Here is a 21,185-nt window from a genome sequence, read left to right as displayed (position 1 = left end):
TGATTTAATTCTATTATTATCAATTACTTAATTAAGTAGTGTCAAAAAGTATGAATAAAATGGGGACGTATTTTGTAAATATCAAAAATTGTTTTTTTAAAAATAAAAAACGATGTTGTGCAGAAAGCACAAAAGTTAAAATTGATTCGAATAATTTAAGCAATAAACTTTTTAACATAAAATTTCAGTTTGTAAATACACTGAAAGTAACTAAAAGAAGCATCATTTTTTATAAAAATCTTCATTATTTAGTTGGGTTTTTCGTAATTATTATTAGTGGCAGCTGTAGTAATAATGAAGAAAATCTAATAATAGATACAACTATCTCAGGAAGATGGAAAATGGTTGCTCTAGATACCAGAGGAAAAACCAAAGAAAAGGGTAGGCTTATCAGCTTTAAAAGTTTTTCGAAGAATATGAACTCATTATTAGAAATAGATAATGTGGCTAATACTGTTACTGTTTCTGGTTTTTATGATTTGGTGTTTAGATCATCTGCACATCCTTTGCATAGCAATAAGAAATTCAGAGTAAAGCAGCTTAAGAAAACAACCAAAAGTTTATATAAGGATAATCAATTACAAATAGAAAGTAGTTTGTTTACCACGTTAGGTTCGCAAGGAAATTATTGTCCAATTGGATCACAATTTGTAGTAGAGGAATTGACTAATAAAAGATTATTATTAAAAAATAGTACATATGTATACTCTAAAAAAGATAGTAATGTTGTTGTTGGTAAAATGGAAACTGTTATAGAATTTGTTAGATAAATATTTTAAAGTGTAGTGCTTTGTTTTTAAACCTATTGATGTTAATAGAATGTGCATATTCAATAAACAAAAACCTTTGTTTAACAGTATTTTAAGGTTGTTTTTTTTTATTTTGTTTTTAAAAAGAGTATTTTTGCCGCTATTTTTAGTAAATATTTCCCCCGGTTGGTATAATAACATAATCATCATAAGATTTCAATTTTTTTGGAAAGGCATGATTAAAAGAAAAAAAAATGTGGGAGGATTTTTTATGTGTTAAAAGGTATTTTTTAAAAGGAAAAATACATCACAACAAAGTCAATAGTTCAATTGGCGATTTCAAGTTTACATCAAAATGGTTAAGATTAGATCAAGTTACTTATCTGTTTTATAAAAACCTTAAGTACTTAATCTTTTTTATTATAAGTATTTCAAGTTACCATAATGCTTTTGCGAACGAAAGAAATATAAAATTCACTTATTTTGAGAAAAATGTTAAAGAGCCTGAATTAATAAAACGGGCCATTAAAAATTCAAGTACTGTTTTTAATTTGATAACACATGGAAAGCCAGGAGAGTTATTCATCAAAAATCAGTGGAGAAATGCAAGCGAGATAGCAGTTTGGTTAATCGAAAATGTAGATCTGACAAAACTTTGTCAGATTAATATTTTTGGCTGCGAATTTGGGAAAGGTAGAAAAGGAAAAAAAGCCATAACTTTTCTTGAAAACACACTGAATTTAGGTGTTGCAGCTTCCAATAATATCACAGGTAGCGACGGTGATTGGAATTTAGAAATAGGAAATATTGAGCTATGCATCGATAATGAAAGCTATGCTTATAATCTTCAGACATCAAGTGTTTGTTCAGCAGGGCTTGATTCAGATGGTGACGGAATTAACAATGATTGCGACTTAGATGACGATAATGATGGTATCTTAGATGTGAATGAGCTTTGTGCTCCCATTCCAGGGGCAGCAAACCCTATTTTAGGAAATGTATGCTGGAGTTTAAGAGGTTTTGATATATATACTATTGGAGGAAGCACGGATGGGTTAGGTTATAAAAAATCAGGTTTTGAAAAGGGAGCTTACAAGCAAGGTAAAAAGTTAACAGTACTTAATGGTGTAAATGACTTTAAAGCTAGTCATATTGGTGATGGTACAGCTATTTTGAGTACCGTTACATTTCCGAATGGGAGTATGAAATACCGATCAAATCATCCAGTTAATAGTAGAGCAGAGTTTAGAGATATACGTGCAGATAACTTTATATCAGGAGGTATTGGAGGTGATGGTGCTTACCTAGAATCAGAGTTAGGAGTTAAAGTGGGAGATACTTATAGTATTGAAATTGACTTTATAAAACCTGTTACCGCTTTTAGTCTAGATATTATTGACGCCTTTGATACCTATAAAGACAACCTACCAGTTCTTAAGTACCAGGTGTATGCAGATGGTAAACTCATCGCTTACTTAGAGGGAGGCGTTGTAGGAAATGATGAAACAGGGATGATTAATATTTATGATGCAGATGGCAACTTAAAAGGAGCTTTAAGAGTGGGGCAAAACATCGAAACTTCTATTGGTTTTGTCACTATTGGTTCTGTTCGTAAAGTAGTTGTTAAACACGATGTAACAAGTGGTTTTATTCGTTCAATTTCTTATGATCCTCATGGATTTGATGGTTTTGCATATAGCACTGATTTTTGTGACACAGATGAAGATGGTATTCCTAATCATTTAGATTTAGATAGTGATAATGACGGGTGTCCTGATGCTATAGAGAGTAGTGGAAATCCATACGATTTTAGTGATCTTAATTCTAATGGAAGTTTAAAGGCAATAATAAATACAAATAGTTCAAGCGCTTCTTACGGTGTACCTAATGGTATTAACTATGAAGGTGGAACTTCCTACAATGATAGTAAGGTTTCTAGTATATGTGATAGTTGTTCAAAAGAAAGCCCTTCTTATGTTGATTCCGATGGCGATGGAATAGGTGATGCCTGTGATTTAGATGATGATAATGATGGGATTTTAGATACTGATGAGTTGTGCGCAGCAATTCCTGGAGCAGCGACACCAAGTTCAGATCGTATTGCTTGGAGTGAGGGTGGCTTTGATGTTTATACTAGTGGAGGAAATACAGATGGACTAGGGTATGAAAGATCAGGTTTTGAACAAGGAGCATATTTTCAAGGGAAAAGTTTAAGAGTTTTAAACGGGGCAAATGATTATAGAGCCACTCATTTTGGTGACGGTACAGCTATTTTAAGTACAGTTACTTTTCCTAATGGTACTATGAAGTATGTATACAATCAATCGAGAAATGGAAGAGCGGAATTCAGAGATACTACAGTGAATAACTATATTTCTGGAACTGGTGGCGATGGTGCTTATATTGAATCAGAATTAGGCTTAAAAGTTGGTGACAGTTATAGCATAGAAATTAACTTTACCAAACCTGTTACTGCTTTTAGTTTAGATATTATTGATGCTTTTGATACCTATACAGATAATCATCCAGTTCTTAAGTATCAGGTATATGCTGATGGTAAATTAATAGCATATTTGGAAGGCGATGTTTTTGGAAACGATGTAACAGGAAAGGTAAATATTTATGACGCTAAAGGACGTTTAAAAGGAAACCTTAAAGCAGGACATGATATTGAAAATACTATTGGATTTGTTACGTTGTCTTCTGTTAGCAAAGTTGTTGTAAAACATGACGTTACAAGTGGTTTTATACGTTCAGTATCTCATGACCCGCATGGGTTTGATAATTTTGCCTACAGTGTTGATTTCTGCGACACAGATCATGATGGCGTACCAAATCATTTAGATTTGGATAGCGATAATGATGGTATATACGATATTACAGAAGCAGGAACTAACAGTTTAGATAATAATAATGATGGAAGAATAGATAATTTAGATAGTGCTGGTTTTGAGTATGATCGTGATAGAGACGGTTTAGCCGATATTATTGAAACAGCTCAAGGAAATGATAACGGAACAACTCCAAGAGAAACCTCATTTGGAGTACCTGATTTTTTAAGTTCTGATAGTGATGCCGATGGTTGTAGCGATGCAAATGAAGCTTACAATGACCCTTTAGCTGACGGAGATGGAAATCTGTATTACAATCCAAATAACTTCGAAGAACCTCTTATGCTAAGCGCCGGAGCAGTTACAGTTTCAGGTAAGGTTGTCGGAGCATCTTATAAAACGGGTGATGTTGCAAAGGTTATCGATAAAGATTTTTCATCTTCGATTTGTTTTTGCCCACCCGACTATTCACCTACTTTATATACGAAAAAAACAATTGTTGTTGGCAGTCGCTCAGAAATTGATTTTGTAGTGATAGTTGCAGAATCAAACCTTCAAGATGCTAATGGAATAAACCCTGTAGAGCTTCGAATTGCAAATAGCACTAGTTTTAATTTTATTTTTCAAAATGATTTAACAACACTAAATGGAGTTGAGGTTGATAATTCAAATTGGAATTATATTGGGATAGAAAACGAACTTCATAAATTTCAATTCATCGGAAATAATGGCGTGTTTCCAGGAAATACAATTTCTAAAATTGGAATTAAAGCAGAATTTATATCACCAATTAATTCAAGAGGTCAAAAACCCTTAAAAGTGACCATTAAATCAGATTCGGGTGGACAAACTAATAGAACAAATGATAATGATCAGGATATTATATATTATAACAATACTGTTTTAACAAATTAAAAATAAAACTCTGTTATATTCACAAAAACATAAGGTATCTAATTTTAGATACCTTATGTTTTTGTTATAATTCAAGTTTTTGTGAAGTAATAATAGCATCATTATTAACAAAAGGCATTGGCATCATGTTTTCATTTCTCGGAGATAAATTAAATAAAGAGGTCTTTAATAAGTCATAAGATACTTCATTTAAAGTAAGAGATGGTTTCGTGTTTTTAGGGATTTTTAATAGTAAGCTAATATCGTTTTCGAATGGTGTCATTTGATAGGTAAAAACAACTCCTTCGTTTATTTTTAAAGGTGTTTTATAGTCATGAGATACACCATTAATACAAATCCCCTCTATTTCAAATGGGGTTGAAGTATGGATTTCATATTTGTTAATCTTTCTTTGAGGTGTTATTAAAAGGCTAATTTCTCTTGTTTTTTCAAAAATAGTATCGATCAAAATAGAAACCTTTGAATTAGCTATATTTTGATATTTTTCTGGTTTATAATATTTAAAAGGGGTATTGTATTTGCTCTTCCCAGAAGATTCAGGAATATTTCCTTTAATGTAGTTTTTATTAAAAATTTGTTTTGTATAGGTATCTAAAGTATTGTTGTAGGTTGCCCAGTATGATGTTTTTGTATTAGAGTTTTCGATAAAAACTAAACTGTTTGGTTTTTTGTTGTTTACATCAAAACCACTGTTTATAAAGCTGATTATAAATAAAATAAAGGTGCTTAAACCAGCAACAACTTGCCACCTGCTTTTATAATCTTCTCTCAATAAAATAGGAATAAGCCAGCCAAATAAAAAAGTAATGAAAATAGATGAGATAAATAATGTTTTGAGTCCAAGACCAATAGGGAATAGTTTGATGAGTGGAGCTAGTATGTAAATAGAAGGTATTGAAAGTGTTGCATATATAAGTGGCTGCTGTTTGATTTTTAAAAATAGGCTAATTAATAGTATGATAATAGCAATAAGGACAGGGATGATTAAAAACGTAGCACCAGGAAGGTAGCTTGTTACTAATACATTTAATAAGATTCCAAACGTAATGGGAGCGATAAAAAGATCAGTTGGTTTAATGTACGTAAAATAGCTATATACCTTATATAAAACCCATAGGGTAAGAGCTGTAAAGGCGCACATATAGATATAGCCATTATAAGTAAAGCCATGCAACATGTCAGTGTAGCCAGGGTGAATAAATAAAAGCAATTGCCATAACAAAAAACTAATTCCTGATGAAGCAAGCAAGCTTATTAAAAAGGGAACAAACCCTAGTGCGCTATTATTTATAGAAATTATTTGCTTTCTTACTCCTAAAAAATAGGCTATTGCAAATAGAAATATAGAAAACAATAGTAATGGAAAAATCCACTTATAAGAATAAGAAATCATTTTTATAAAAGGGAAGTTGACAAAAATTAAATCTTCGTCACTATTTAAATTTGAGATATCTGAATTTGCAAAATAATTTAATGAATTCATTAAATAATCGGCTTGATGTATCAATGATTTTCTATCAAGACGCTCATAAGAATCCTGTTCGGTATGGTAATCAAAATGATCACCTATAAAGGCAAAATTAAAACCATTTATATCTTTATGTTCTCTAAATACAGTTAAATCTGTGTCATTTGGTAAGATTTTGTAAATGCTATAAAGTAAAGAGTTGGAGATTGGAAAATTAACATTTGCCTTTCTAAATTCTTCGAAAAGTTTTTTGTTTTTACCATTCGTTTCCATAAGCATAATGCTAGAACCACCACTACCTCGAGCTTCAAAATTTAAAATTAGTTTTATTTGTGATGCCCATGGATGATTATCGACAAAAGATTGAGCCCCTAGTAATCCAAGTTCTTCAGCATCTGTAAAAACAATAATAATATCATTGTTAAATTCTTTGTTTTTGGAAAGAAATGCACGTATACCTTCTAAAATTGTTACAACCCCAGAACCAGCATCACTGGCTCCTTTTGATGAGTGTGGATGTGAATCATAGTGTGTAAGTAAAAGCAATGCATTTTTTTCTGACCTACCTTTAATTTTAGTAACAATATTTTCTGTTGTAGTAGCTGCTTTCCATTTTTTATTATAAGCAACTTGACGCTTTATGGTTGGTTTAAGACCTATTTTTGTTAGTTCATTTATAATGTATTGTTGAACTTCTTTATGCTCACTACTTCCTGTAAAATGAGGTTTTTGAGAAATGTTTTTTAAATGATGTAGCGCATTGTCAATGGAAAATAGCGTTTCTTTTTTCAGTTTTTCAATATCATTATTGCTAGGAGAAGTGTCACTTAAACTCCATAAAATTGAAGTTATAATAATGATGATTGCAATAAAATTATTTGATTTTTTCATTAAATAGTTTTTGTTAGATAAAAATATTAAATTGAAAGGTAAAATTTAATGAACATCAATCTATTTTTTGGAATGGTGTTTTTAATAGGATAATTTAAAACAATTAAATATGGGAATTATTAATTTTCAGGGTAAAAGAAGCCCTGTTCAAAAGGATAATTCAGAGCCTATTTTGGTATCTGATTATATGACAACAAAGATAATTTCTTTTAAAGAAGAGCAATCGATAGAAGAAGTAATAGAAGCATTGATTAAAAACAGAATTTCAGGAGGTCCTGTTGTCAATGAAAAAAATGAGTTGATAGGAATAATTTCAGAAGGAGATTGTATGAAACAGATTTCTGAAAGTAGATATTATAATATGCCCATAGATAAAAAAAGAACCGTTGGTAAGGCAATGGTTAGAGAAGTTGAGACAATAGACGGAAATATGAATATTTTTGACGCTGCTAATAAATTTGTAGAATCAAAACTAAGGCGATTTCCGATTATAAAGGATGGTAAGTTAATAGGTCAAATAAGCCAAAAAGATGTTTTAAAAGCAGCAATAAAGCTAAAAGGAAATACTTGGAAAATAGAATGATGATTATAGTTGATAAGGTTATTCTTGTTTAACTAATAAAAACCATTCATTTTCTAATTCCAAATATCCTTGATCATACACATAAAAGTAGGTATTCCCTGCTTTTGTTGTGTATAAGGTAGTGATAAATTTAAAATCAAAACCTTTATCAAATAGTTTTCTTCTAGTTACTTTAGTTTTACCGGAAATATTAAGTTCTGTTAGGATTTTATAGTTTTTTCGTAATCTATTATTAATATTTCGAATTAAATTTTTATTACCCTTGTCCGCTTTATTATTATAGGAATTTCGACAATAATCAGTACAGAATTTTTTATCGATTCTGCCCGAAATTTTTTCACCACAATCCAAACATTTTCTATTACTCATATTCAAATTTGTTTAATGCATACCATTTCATTTCATTCCGTTCAAAGGAAATTTTTTAATAAACTTTAAGCCTATTTTTTCAAGAACTTTATTAAACCCTACATTCGCTGCTACTACAGCACCATAAATTATAAGATATTTTTTTCGAAAACCATAATCTAAGCATTTTATAGCGGATTTTGTAGCGTAATCATTGCCCCAAAATTTAGGAATCAGAGGATAGCCAATATCGACAAAATTTGTAAAACTGTTTAACTGTTTTTTGATGCCGGTATTTAGTTTTAGTTCAGACCACTCTACAAAATAGCCAGATGATTTCTCAAATAGCGCAAATCTTCCAACTTTTCGAGAGGCATATTGATCTAAGAAAAAAGTAAGTGTGTCCTCTGACTCTTTATGGGGTGAAATAGGCTTATTCCCTAAATATTTATGAACTTCTGGATTCGAATCTAGTTCAAAGATATGCGCTATATCAATCTCTTTAAATTCTCTTAGTATTAAGTTTTTAGTTTCTAAAAATAGTCCCATAACAAAATATTTAAGCGAATATACAATAAAATTAAACGACTACAAACGACTACAAACGACTACAAACGACTACAAACGTTTAATAACCGAATATAATTTTTATGTTGTTACACCTTTGCATTGTCTTTAATATTTTACTTATAAGACAAATTAAATCTTAACTGTTTAACAAAAAAATAATAATTATGAATGCACTTAAAAACAAGGTACAGTTGATTGGAAATTTAGGAACAACACCTGAAATTATTACTCTTGATGATGGAAAAAGAATAGCTAAATTCTCATTAGCAACAAATGAAACGTATAAAGATTCTTCGGGTCAAAAAGTAACAGATACACAATGGCACAATATTATAGCTTGGAATAATATTGCAAGTATTGTTGAGCAATTTTTACAAAAGGGAAGCGACGTGATTATTGAAGGAAGATTAAGATCACGATCTTTTGATGATAAAGATGGTAATAAACGATATTTTACTGAAATCGTTTGTAACGAGTTATTAATGTTAGGTCGTAAATAGTTGGGAGGATTGCTAGAAGTATCAAATGAATTATTTTTGATGTTCAAAAAATAAATGAAAAAGAAAGAAAGAGTTGTTTATGAAGACAACTCTTTTTTTGCTGTAAAATAGATGAAGTTTATTTGTTTTTTTTTAGTTTTTTCAATCGTTTGATAAATAGGGGGCTAGGTTTTAATCAGATAATAAAATTTTGAAATATCTTCATTTACTGCATAAAGACTGGGTTAGTAAGTTAAATTATTAGACAATTGAATTATATTTGCTCAATTGATAAAGGGTAAATTTGATATACTTTTTAAAAGAATAATTAATTTAAAATTTTATGAAAAGAAAATTTTTCGTGTTTTTTTTGATGTGCTATACCTCTTATGTTACATCTCAGATTGATGCAAATTCTGTATTTGTATTACCAGCTTTAAGTAACGTAGAAATGAATAGCATTACAACAATAAGTCAAGGAGGATTAGTCTACAATTCTACAGATAAAAGACTATATAAGTATACTGGTAGTGAGTGGGTTCCAATAGGTTTAGGAACTTCTTTAGGTGAAGATTTAAAGCTCATAAGAGGTAATGTAAATGAGAACGGTACAATTGCTCAGGGTACAGGATTTACTGTTAAAAAACTCACAAATTCGAGATATCAAATTGATTTTTTATCACCATTTAAAGCTATACCATCGATAACATTTACAGCAGGTGAATTAACAGCGCTTAATAGTTATGAAGATAATGTTGTGAATATTATATCCTTGTCCAATTCAAGAGCTACTGTTATTATTCACGATAACGAAGGGGAGAATAATGTAGAAGACTCTTGGTTTTCATTTATAGCTGTTGGACCTAAATAGATTTTTTATAATCGAAATATAATTGATTAAAAAAAAATACGGCTTTCATAATATTTATGATATTAACAGCCTGAGATAAATATAAATTAAGTTTTATTATTTAGGTTTAGGCAAAGTAAAATAAAAGGTAGTCCCTTTTTGATCTACTGAGTCAATCCATATTTTTCCATCGTGCATGTCTATAATTTTTTTTACAATTGAAAGCCCTACACCTGTTGAAGAATTAAGATCTTTTAAAGTTTTGAAAATTTTAAAAACTTTATCATGGTATTTTTCAGGAATACCTGGACCATTATCTTTTATGTAAAATTTCCAGCAAGTGTTTTCCTCTGTTGCACCTACGGTGACAAAACCGTTGTTTTTATCGCAATATTTTATGGCATTGCTTAGTAGATTTTGAAATAATTGATGTAATCTAAATTTATCCATTTTTATAAGCGGTAATTTAGAGTTGATATGCACGGTTACATGTTCTGGTATGTATAAAGTTTTAATCAAGTTTTCGACCAAATTTTGAATATTTATTTTTCTATTTACCGAGTTTACTTGGTCAATCCTAGCGTATTTTAATATCCCATTTATTAAGTGATCCATTTTGTCTATTTGATTGAATAACATTTGGATATTTTCCTTTATTGAATCATTTTCAGTATCTTCTGTTTCTTCTTGTATCCAGCTAGTCAATGCATTCATATTTCGTAATGGAGATTTTAGGTCATGCGAAACAACATGAGCAAAATCATCGAGTTCCTTATTGCTTCGTCGTAGATTTTTAACTAGCTCTTTATTTTTATTTCCTGTTTCAATTAATAACTTTAAGTTGGTGGCACTTTCCAGTTTTACGGCTGCAAGATTAGTAATAGTAGTTAATGTTTTAGAAAGATGATTTGAAAAGAAATTTTTATTTGAATGCTTAGAATACAGCAAACCAATAACATGTTTTTTGACAATGATTGGAATAAAAATTATCGAGCCATATGTTATATTTTCTTTTGTATACCTCTTATCGTTAACTACATCATTTATTATTAGGGTATTATTTTTTTTTATTACATCATTAGCAATTTTATTGTATACAGAGCATTCTTGTTCTTTAGGATAATTTGCTGCTTTTTTTAGTTCTTTCGTTACTGGGTCTATGAGTTGGATAGCACAATTTTCAAGGGCAAGAAGTCTAGATGTGTTCGTTACTATTTCTTTAGCTATTTCTTGTATGTCAGTTTTTCCTAAAACAGAGTACATCAATCTATTTAAAGACATGAGCAAAGACTGATTTATAAAATCTTTGGTAATGTCTTCAATGACAATTACTTTAAGGTCTTTATTGTCTGTATTAATAACTAGCGAAACTTTTGTTTTAGCCTTGAATATTTTAGCGTTCTTTGTTTTATATCTTTTAATGATAGAAAAGCTATGGGCTTTTTTATTAGCAAGCTTTTTAACATGATTATTAAATTTTCTTCGATCTTCTTCGATCAAGATATGAGTAAAAGGAAGTCCTGAGAGTTCTCCTTCTTCGTAGTTTAATAGATCTCTAAAGGTTTTGTTAGTTTTTAAAATTTTTCCATCTTCTATTAGTGCTATACCTAAGGACGAATTTTCAACAATAATGTCTAATTGTTGCTTTTGCATGTTGAAAAATTCTTGCTGTTGTTTTTGGTGTGTAATATCTCTTATAATTCCTTGTGCTAGTTTTGGCTTTTGATTGACATCAAAAATTATATTACAATTAATATCTACCCATTTTAAATTTTTATTTTTATCAAATAGGCGTATTTGAAAATTACGAAGACTTCCTACCTTTAAAAATTCATGAAACGCATCAACCATATGCTTCATGTCTTTTTCATAAATGTTGTTTTTTACGTTAAAACTTCCCTTTTTTAAAGAAGTACCAAAAAAATCGATTGCAGCATTATTCATCTGTATAACATAACCTTTAAGATCCATGAGAATATAAGGGTCAATTATCGTGCGGAATAAATTGTCAAGTTCAATTTGTTTTTCATTTACTAGTTTTAGTGTTTTTAATTTAACATTTTCTAGTTCTTGATTTTTATTTTGGAGAGCCTTCGATGCCTGTTGCAAAGCTATCTCAGTTTCTTTATGGGCAGTTTTTTCATTTTCGAGAGAAGTTTCCAATAATTGCCTCTTGTTATGACTCATGAGTGGTTAGTTAGACTTTGTAATAAAATTGTATTGTTATCAGTAAATGATAATAAATGTTTTATTAAAATAATGAAAACTAATGTATTATGCTAAAGTATTAGCTATAAATATTTTCACTGCCTAACGAAATAACTACCTAGAGCTTCATACTTAGCTGAATTCGTTTTCTGGTTAAATCTACTTCTAAAACTTTAACTTGTACTTGTTGTTGTAAGCTTACGTGGTTATTAATATCTTTTATATAGGTATTTGAAACATTTGATACGTGAACCAATCCACTCTCTTTAATACCAATATCAACAAAGCAACCAAAATTAGTAATGTTGTTTACAATTCCTGGTAAAACCATTCCTATTTTCAAATCATCGATGGTTTTGATATGTTCGTTAAAAATGAATGCTTTAGCTTTTGACCTCGGATCTAATCCTGGTTTTTCAAGTTCTTTAATAATATCCTGAAGTGTTGGTAACCCGAAAGAGTCGGTAATATATGTTTGAAGTTTAATTTGCTTTAAAATTCCTGAGTTTCCTATTAAATCATGAATGTCTTTACCAGCATCTTTTGCTATCTGCTTAACTACATCATAGCGTTCGGGATGTACGGCAGAGTTATCTAGGGGATTATTTCCGTTTTTTATACGTAAAAAACCTGCAGATTGTTCAAAAGCTTTTCCACCTAATCTAGGCACTTTTTTAATAGCAACTTTGTTGTTAAATGCTCCATTTTCATTTCGGTAGTTGACAATGTTTTCAGCCAGTTTCGGACCAATTCCAGAAACATAACTTAAAAGTGATGCACTTGCTGTGTTTACATTGACTCCAACTTTGTTTACACAATGTTCCACGATCGTATCTAACGATTGTTTTAGGCTAGATTGATCGACGTCATGCTGATATTGTCCAACACCGATAGATTTGGCGTCAATTTTAACTAATTCAGCCAAAGGGTCGGCTAAACGACGACCAATAGAAACAGCGCCTCTTACCGTAACATCATGATTTGGAAACTCATCACGCGCAATTTTTGAAGCAGAATAGATTGATGCCCCAGCTTCATTTACTACAAAAATTTCAATAGGTGATGAAAACGAAATATTTCGTACTAAGCGTTCCGTTTCTCTCGAAGCCGTTCCGTTTCCAATAGATATCGCTTCTATTTGATGTTTTTTAACTAGGTGTTCAATTGTATATGAGGCTTCTTTCGATTTATTTTGAGGTGGATGTGGGAAAATAGTGTCGTTTTCCAACAAATCACCTTGTTTATTTAAGCAAACTACTTTACATCCCGTTCGAAAACCTGGGTCAATAGCAAGTATTCGCTTTTCACCTAAGGGCGCACCCAGTAATAATTGTTGTAGATTTTTAGCAAAGACAGTGATGGCCGATTCGTCTGCTTTTGCTTTCGCAAGGTTCATTGCTTCGGTAGTTAATGAAGGAAGTAATAAACGTTTGTAAGAGTCATCAATAGCCTCTTGAATTTCAGCACCACTTTCATTATTCGATTTAATGAGTTTGTGATCAATTTTATTTAAAACATTCGTATCGTCAATTTCAATTTTGACGCGAATAAATCCTTCTTTTTCGGCTCTTAAAATAGCCAACATTCTATGAGATGGAATTCGACGTAAATTTTCCGACCAGTCAAAGTAGTCTTTGTATTTTTGAGCGTCTGCTTCGTCTTTTTTAGACTTGACAACTTTGGTGGCTATGGTTGAGTATCGTTCCAATTCTCTACGAACCATATTACGAATATCGGTACGTTCGTTAATCCATTCGGCAATAATATGACGTGCTCCCTCTAGGGCTTTATCCACTGATTCTATTTCGTTCTTCACGTATTTTGAAGCCACATGTTCTAAATTATCACTACGCTGACTCATAATGATTTTAGCTAATGGTTCTAATCCGTTTTTTCTTGCTGTTTCGGCTTTTGTTTTTCTTTTCTTTTTAAAGGGTAGATAAAGGTCTTCTAAAGTAGTTAAATTGTCTGTTCTTTCAATTTTAGCCTTTAATTCATCTGTTAGACTGCCTTGCTCATCAATTGCTTTAAAGATAGCCTTTTTTCTCTTTTCTAAAGCTTCAAATTGTTGTTTTAATTGAACAATTTGCCCTATTTCAACTTCATCTAGATTTCCTGTTTTTTCTTTTCGATATCTCGCGATGAAAGGAACAGTACAATCTTCATTTAATAGTTCAATTGTACTTTCAATTGATTTTAGAGAAACTTGAACATGTGAAGAAATATAGGTGATAAGTTGCATATAGTGTGTTTTTTAAAAAGAACTCCATGAAACCTTGGAGTAGTTGCTAAGATAATAAAGGTTTATTTTTGGCTGTTCAATTTTCTAAGGGAATATAATTGCATCTAATAATATATGAACTATCTTCAAGTATACTCTCTATTAATTTTTTAGTTTTATTTGAAAATTAGAATCAGTTTATAAGACTTTGTTTTTACTGAGTAAATTTAATTAGATAGTAACTTTTATTTAAGTTACTGTAGTATCCCTGAATAAAGAAATTTTTATATTTAAATAATGTTTCATGACTTGTGTTTGATACTTTATGTTTTTTGATTTTATCAAAGATAGTTTCAAGTCTTTCCTCTTTTTCAATATGTTCCAGATGTTTATTAAATAAGCATTCTATTTTTGTGGATTTAGTAGTGTTAAAAGAATTATATGCAAACATTGTCGGGTTAAAGTAAAACGTAACGTTACTAACACTTCCTAAGGGAATTCCTCCAAAAGCCCCCATCCCCATCATGGGTATCGCACCACCAGGACTATTACGTGTTACATAACCTCCTATGGTAAATTGATAATCATCATTATTTTTGATAATAGAGACCCCCATATTGCTTGCACTTATTTTTCTTAAAAATTTAGATGTTTTTTCAAATTCTCGAAATTTAGCGTACTCTCCGCCCGTTTGTATTATTGGAGTATTTTTGAAAGATATTTCTTCGTCTTTACTTATCGCATATTCTTGGATAAGTTCACCAGAGGAGTATTTTAAGATATGCATTTTAAATATGTTTGCATCTCCTGAGATTAGTGCAATTATATCATCATAGATAAAGGAATTACTTTTTTTTCGAAAAGATTTTATCTTTGATAAGGGATTCATGAATGTTTTTTTCGTGATAGTTTTTTTATCAATATTTATTGTAATTACTTGAGTGCCTTTCAAGCTTTCATCAAAGGATAATATAATTTCATTATTTTTCAAGTACATTTTTATCAAATTAGATGCTGATTCTATTGAGTTAGGGGTATCTTTTTCAAATTTTTGTATCCTCCTCCCGTACTTATTTATTACATCAGCAATTCTCTTAACCTGATCATTTTTAGTTAATAAAAAGTTATTTTTTTCGTCTATTTTATTTCTATCAATTTTTTTATTTTTTGAGTTGAATTCGTAGAGTAAAATATCTTTTGAATCTTTATTTATTGCTAACATGTAAAATCGATTTTTATAAGAAAAAGATTGTACAAAGTTATCCCCTTTGTGAAGAGAGAATTCTTGAAAAATAGTTGTTTTATTCTGAAAAGACAAGTTGACGTAAGCAAACTTTTCTTGATTGCTATTTGAAAGGAAAAGCATGCAATCATCCTTGTTTATTGTACTACCTAAAATTGTTTTGTATTTTCTTTTTTTATTCTCGGAAGTAATTTTGTCTACAACTTTAAAGTTCTCATTTAATTTATAGGTGTAGACTTTTTTGGGATCCATAATAAAAATAACAAGTTCATTAGTGTCTTTGTTTACAGTTGGAATAATATTTTTAACAAAAGAATAGCTTGTTTTTAAATCATTTTTAAATTGGGTAATTTCTGTTTGTGCTTCACTAATTAAACAATAGAGGAGAGTTAGAGCGAATAGTAATTTTGATTTTTGCATGATTTTTATAACTATAAAAACAATTTTTTTTGGCGCAAAAATATAAAAATACTAATAGATAGGTGCGTTCTTGTTTTGATAAAATTGTTGTTACATTTTATAGGATTTTTTTGATGTTTTCTAAGAGAATGTTTTATTTCAGTAAACACAAATAACACTTTTGAATCTTCATGTAAAAAACGTATATCTGATCACCATTTATTTTAGATGGTTGTTCATATCAGGTAAAATATTTTGTGATGTTTTTTTAGTAAAATATTCTGCCTATTTAAAAACCTCGCTTCAAAGCGAGGTTAAATTTAAAAGCTTATCAAAACTAAAATATTTTATTTTCTTTTAAAATATTAATCAACTCTTTCTTATACTCATTGCTCAGGCTTTCTATGGAGTTAACATACTTTATACCTTGCTCAATCTGTGATTTACTATCTCTAGGTTTATTTAATTTTTTGTATGCTAGGGCTTTAAAGTGATATCCCCATACCCCTGATAACTGTCCTTTATTTTTTTCTATAATTTGATCACAGATATCTAAAGACTTTTCCAATTCGATTCCTTCGGATATTAAATAGTTAGCCATTTTCCGAAAATTTAATTCGTGTGGACTTAAAAATGAATTGATATTGTTTAAAGCGTATTTTTTAGTATCTAAGTAAATAGGTATAGTTACTCGTGTGTTTTCCCATTCTAAATTTAAGTTTGCCTTATTTGAATTAAGGTCTGTGAAATTGATAGAAAATGATTCAACAGCTGAGGTAAGATGTTTTGTGTTTATTTTAGTTTTTAGAACAATTTTTGATTCATCAATTTTTTCAGGGGTACCCCAACCATTATGGTCCGAGTATAGAATTATTTCCCAATACTCTTTATTAGGAATAGTGAAAATAGCATAGGTTCCAGCATTTATTTGTTTTTTTGCTATGGTAAATGGAGTACTTGCAGTTATGGTAGTATTTGCATTCGCTCCAGTTCGCCATAAGTCTCCAAACGGAACCAGATTTCCAAAAATAACTCTTCCTTTTTTACTAGGCCGATTATAGCTTATTTTAAATTTTGTGAGTCCTACGGATTGCTCTATTAATGATTTAGGACTTCGCTCTGGTAACAACACTTCTGTTAAGTTTGTTTCTTGACTGTAAGCTGTGAGAACAAAAATAAAGCTTGTAATAAATAAATTAACTAATGATTTCATAATTTTGATGTTTATTCTTTTAAATATTAATCCAACGTTTGATATCATTATTACTTTGTGTTGTGTAAAAATTTGATTTTTCTTTTTTAGCCTCCTTTAAGCCTTCCTTAGCTGTTTCAATAGCTTCATCATACCTTTTAAGTTTTGCGAGAATTTGAGATTTACATCTTAAAAACCACCAACTACTGTTTTCAGCTTTATTAATAGCAATATTTATATATTTTAAAGCCTCTTTCAATTTGATAGAATTGCCCATATAAAAGTTTGCGTAATCATAGTATTGCCAAGGTGTTGGTTCTTGTAGTCTTTTTTCGATTGATTTGATTGCTTGTCCAGTTGATTTGGTGGTAAACGGTACTGCTACTTTTATTTCTTCCCAGGCCATAAATAATTCACCTCTACTTAGGCTAATATTTTGGATGCCAAAAGTTAATGTTTCTGTATACTCAACTTGTTTTATGGGTACTTCAAATTCTAATTTTAATTTTTCAGGATTCCAAGCATGTTGTTCTTTTGAGTTTTTAGGAGGAACTCCTCCCCAGTCAGTCGTAGATTTTTGATAAAAATAAAATACACAAGATTTCTCTTTTGGTTTTATAAAAATGGAATAACTACCTTCTTTTAGGGTTTCGTTGTTAATTTCTACATCTGTACTAAACGTAATTTTGGTATCTTCGTTAGCACCAGCCCGCCAAATTCTTCCGAGGCTTACTAGATCACCAAATATTTTTCTACCTCTAGCAGATGGTCGTGAATATTCAATTTTAATATCTGTATATCCTATTTTCTCGTTTATTTCAGAGTAACCACTCAATGGAGGTAGATCTTGTGCTTGTAATTTTAAAGTACTTAAAATTATAAATAAGAATAACGCGGTTGAATTTAATAAGATTCGATCCATAATTTATTTATTTTAGTTATTGATTTTTATTATCAAAATTGAAGTTTAAGTATTTAATTTATTATAGATCATTTTTCAAATTTAATGAATTGCTAGGTTAGTTGTTCTTATCTGAACTGGTCTTAGATCTATTTTATAAATTATAAACAAACAACAACGATATTTGTTTTTTATAATATGATTGGAAACTTTTACTTCAATTGGAGAATTTGTTCTGAAGGTAAAATATTATTTTGAACTGTTGATGATGGATTTAATTGTTTAACTATTGTTTAACAGTGTTTTGCGTTTTTTGAAGCCAATTAAACCAAGGAGTGTTAACGTACTTTTTTAGTTTGGTTTCAATGATTTTAAACTAGTGCCTTTTGGCACTCCAAAGGCGTAAGAATATAACTCTATAGAAGTTTTTACGTCTTATTTTTTAGAAAGAATAGTTTACTTTTCTGTAGATTAGATCGGAGTTAAACATTTAAAAGGTATTTACTCTTTTGGCAGTGAGTATTCCAGTTTATCATAAAATATAATTTATTTATCATGAACAATTTTAATGTCTTTGAAGTTTATGATTTTGTTAATAAAGCTATAGACATCACGAGAAGAAATGCTATCTAATTCGCGTTTAAAGTTTTGTTGATCTTCAATATTATTGATATTAGACAAGCTTTGACGAATATAAGTGTTCCAGTCATGACTATCTTTACTATTTAAAATAGTATTATGGTTTATTAAAGCACTTTTTTTATACCATAAGAGTTCTTCTTCTGTTAACCTTTTAGTCAATATTTCTTCTATTGATTTTACAACAATTTGTTTAATTTTTTCTGTATTTGTAGCCTTGTTTTGATACTGAATCTCAAGTATTGAAAAGTTTTTTAAACTTTTACTTTTTTCGACAGTAACAATAGGGGTATATACTAAACCATTTTTTTCTCGTAATACTTTATGTATTCTGTTACGTAAATATTTTTCGGTCAAATAATATAAAATTGTATTCTTTAAATTAGGCTTAAAGTAATTATATAATAGAAAAGTTGTTGTTACTGTTTTTTTATTATTTGATGATGGGGTTCTTAAAATATTTGAAAATTTACTTTTATCGAATAATTTTACATTTTTTAATTTAGAGTTCTTATTCAAATTACCTAGATAGAAGTTTAGAATAGGTATAAGCGTACTAGTAGAAAAATCACCTGTTATAATAAATTTCCAGTCGTATGCATTATTAAAAGCACGATCATAAAATTTCTGCATTCTGAAGATGTCTAAATTTTCATAATGTTTTGTAGAGTAAGTAATATTGCGGTTTGGAAAATATAAGTTTTTTAGTTCAGCTACTTTTTTGTTATATGTGTTTTGTTTGAAAAGTATCCTGTTTTGTTCTTTTAATGCTTGTATTTCATCTTTTATCACAGCGTTGAATTCTAGTGTGTCTGCAGTAGCTTTTGTCATTTTTAAGAATAAATACTTCATAAACTCATTGATTTCGTTTGTTGTGGAGTGTCCAAATATATTTCGTTCAAATTCTGATATAGTAAAAGAAGCCCCAAAGTTTTTGCCTTCATGATAAGCCTCAAGTTGTTTTGAATTCAAATTTGAAATCCCTCCGAGTTCCATATATGGAACAGTAAATTCATAATGATAGTAAAGACTATCGGGGATCGATGAGGTTCCTCCTTTTGAGATTCCTGAAATTTTTATTTCGTTGCTGCTGTCTCTTATTTCTTTTAAATATATTTCAATTCCGTTTTTGTATTCTAATTTAGTAATATTTAAGTCATGATAATAAGATTTTTGACTAGGTTGTTTTGGTTTTATATTTGGGGTTAATAGTTTAAAAGAATTATTATTTTTTTCTTCCGCCTTGTCAGGAACATCAAAAACAATTGCTTTTAAATTTTTATTTCGAACTCTTGCTTTTATGTTTTTAAATTCTTGTAATGAAAGACACCTATCGTTTTCGTTAGACTGTTCAATGAAAATAAGTGATTTATTTGACATTTGAAGTTGCTTGGCGACTTCTTGTATGTTTTCGACGGTAATTTCTTCTAAAGCCTCTTGTTTTAATTTCTTTTCTTTAATTTCAGATATGTTAAATTTTAGCCCTAGATACTGATTTATATTAGCATTCAAAATTTGCTCCGAACTTTTCTTTTGATTTCTTTTTTTATTTAACTTGTAAAGCTCTTGTTTTACATAGAATTGTAATTCTTTTTCAGAAATTAGATGTAATCTTAATCGTTGAATCTCGTCTAATATTTTTTCAATACTTCTTTTAATAGAAGACTTTACCTCAAAAGAAATTGACGAATAACTAACATCAGAAAGAAAGTAATTGCTTTTTATTGAAGGATATTTTATATCGTTAGCTAATAAGCTATCTAGTCTTCTTTGTAAAATTCTATTAAACAGTTTTTTCGTTATTGTTTTAACGAGCTCTTGTTTAGGAGATGTAAGAACCTGTTTAAAAGCCCAGTCCAGGTATATTTTTGATAATGTTTTCTCTGTAACTTTATTAACCATACAGTTAGTGTTAATAAAATTATATAATTGGTTTTCAGTTTCTTTATTTAACGAAGTATTGTTTTCAATAGGAGTAAAAATATTTTTTATGATATTTTTAGTTTTCTTTGAATCAATATCACCAACAATAAAGACAGCTGAGTTTTTAGGCTGATACCATTGCTTGTAAAATATATTTAGTTTTTGTTGTGTAATATTATTAATGCTATTATCGGTACCAATAGCCAATCTATTTAAATAAAGGCTATTTCCTAACTTAAAATTATAGTACTTGCTGGGTGAAGGTGTAGTTCGTTTTTCTTCTAGAACTATTTTTTTTTCAGTTTCTATTTGTTGACAATCTAAATGAAGTCCATTTAAAATATCAGCGAAAAAAACCATTACTTTTCTTACTATTTCGGATGTTATTTTTTTAGGAAAAGATATTCTATAAACGGTATAGTTGTAGTTTGTAATGGCATTGAAATGAGTGCCTATTTCCATACCCTGTTCTTCTAAGAACTTTGTAAACTGTTTGTTTTTAAAACGTTTTCCTCCTTTAAAGGCCATGTGTTCTAAAAAGTGTGCATACCCCAATTGATTTTTGTTTTCATTAATGGAGCCTGTTTTAACAACTAAGCAGAAAAGTGCTTTCTGAGAAGGATAATTGTTCTTTTGAATATAATAAGAGAAGTCATTACTTAGTTTGTTTTTTATTGGCTTTGTATTTTGAGAAAAAGTTAACGAGTACACAAAACAAATGAGCATCCTTACAATAAGAAATACAGATGTTTTTTTTATTTTAAAAATGCTCATT

General features: G+C 29.6%; 14 protein-coding genes. 5 read left to right on the top strand and 9 right to left on the bottom strand.

What is annotated here, in order from left to right:
* Positions 1-59 precede the first annotated feature (59 nt).
* Both AC2GW8_RS08195 and AC2GW8_RS08190 read left to right on the top strand, forming a co-directional pair.
* On the top strand, positions 60-770 hold the full coding sequence (locus AC2GW8_RS08195) for a hypothetical protein (protein ID WP_440879387.1): 711 nt from the start codon (positions 60-62) through the stop codon (positions 768-770).
* Between the two features lie 233 nt (positions 771-1,003).
* Positions 1,004-4,495: a DUF4347 domain-containing protein gene (locus AC2GW8_RS08190; RefSeq protein WP_440879386.1), complete on the top strand. Its 3,492-nt coding sequence runs from the start codon at positions 1,004-1,006 to the stop codon at positions 4,493-4,495.
* Positions 4,496-4,559: 64 nt separating this feature from the next.
* On the opposite strand, the gene AC2GW8_RS08185 is transcribed toward AC2GW8_RS08190, so the two are convergent.
* Entirely contained in the window at positions 4,560-6,854 is a 2,295-nt protein-coding gene (locus tag AC2GW8_RS08185; protein WP_440879385.1) for a M28 family peptidase, read from the bottom strand.
* Between the two features lie 109 nt (positions 6,855-6,963).
* Here AC2GW8_RS08185 and AC2GW8_RS08180 point away from each other — a divergent pair, with 109 nt between their 5' ends.
* Entirely contained in the window at positions 6,964-7,437 is a 474-nt protein-coding gene (locus tag AC2GW8_RS08180; RefSeq protein ID WP_440879384.1) for a CBS domain-containing protein, read from the top strand.
* 18 nt (positions 7,438-7,455) lie between these two features.
* On the opposite strand, the gene AC2GW8_RS08175 is transcribed toward AC2GW8_RS08180, so the two are convergent.
* On the bottom strand, positions 7,456-7,806 hold the full coding sequence (locus AC2GW8_RS08175) for a hypothetical protein (protein ID WP_440879383.1): 351 nt from the start codon (positions 7,804-7,806) through the stop codon (positions 7,456-7,458).
* 27 nt (positions 7,807-7,833) lie between these two features.
* Positions 7,834-8,334, bottom strand: coding sequence for a GNAT family N-acetyltransferase (locus AC2GW8_RS08170; RefSeq protein WP_440879382.1), 501 nt, complete (start codon positions 8,332-8,334; stop codon positions 7,834-7,836).
* A gap of 185 nt (positions 8,335-8,519) precedes the next feature.
* On the opposite strand from AC2GW8_RS08170, the gene AC2GW8_RS08165 reads away from it, so the two are divergent.
* Both AC2GW8_RS08165 and AC2GW8_RS08160 read left to right on the top strand, forming a co-directional pair.
* On the top strand, positions 8,520-8,855 hold the full coding sequence (locus AC2GW8_RS08165; protein WP_440879381.1) for a single-stranded DNA-binding protein: 336 nt from the start codon (positions 8,520-8,522) through the stop codon (positions 8,853-8,855).
* A gap of 322 nt (positions 8,856-9,177) precedes the next feature.
* Complete coding sequence (locus AC2GW8_RS08160) at positions 9,178-9,705, top strand: phage tail-like protein (RefSeq protein ID WP_440879380.1); 528 nt, start codon at positions 9,178-9,180, stop codon at positions 9,703-9,705.
* A 96-nt stretch (positions 9,706-9,801) separates the two neighbouring features.
* Here the strand turns inward: AC2GW8_RS08160 and AC2GW8_RS08155 are convergent, their stop codons facing one another.
* From AC2GW8_RS08155 to AC2GW8_RS08130, 6 genes are all read right to left on the bottom strand, one after another.
* Positions 9,802-11,871: an ATP-binding protein gene (locus tag AC2GW8_RS08155; protein WP_440879379.1), complete on the bottom strand. Its 2,070-nt coding sequence runs from the start codon at positions 11,869-11,871 to the stop codon at positions 9,802-9,804.
* A gap of 139 nt (positions 11,872-12,010) precedes the next feature.
* A complete protein-coding gene (locus AC2GW8_RS08150; protein ID WP_440879378.1) occupies positions 12,011-14,134 on the bottom strand; it encodes a Tex family protein in 2,124 nt (707 codons plus the stop codon).
* 193 nt (positions 14,135-14,327) lie between these two features.
* On the bottom strand, positions 14,328-15,776 hold the full coding sequence (locus AC2GW8_RS08145; protein WP_440879377.1) for a hypothetical protein: 1,449 nt from the start codon (positions 15,774-15,776) through the stop codon (positions 14,328-14,330).
* Positions 15,777-16,092: 316 nt separating this feature from the next.
* Entirely contained in the window at positions 16,093-16,968 is an 876-nt protein-coding gene (locus tag AC2GW8_RS08140) for a DUF2911 domain-containing protein (RefSeq protein ID WP_440879376.1), read from the bottom strand.
* Positions 16,969-16,987: 19 nt separating this feature from the next.
* Entirely contained in the window at positions 16,988-17,869 is an 882-nt protein-coding gene (locus AC2GW8_RS08135) for a DUF2911 domain-containing protein (RefSeq protein WP_440879375.1), read from the bottom strand.
* Between the two features lie 525 nt (positions 17,870-18,394).
* Positions 18,395-21,184, bottom strand: coding sequence for a M16 family metallopeptidase (locus tag AC2GW8_RS08130; protein ID WP_440879374.1), 2,790 nt, complete (start codon positions 21,182-21,184; stop codon positions 18,395-18,397).
* Position 21,185 lies beyond the last annotated feature (1 nt).

The organism is Tenacibaculum profundi, from assembly GCF_057162725.1.
The sequence above is the reverse complement of the archived record's forward strand: the minus strand, read 5'-3'. Positions and strand labels throughout refer to the sequence as shown.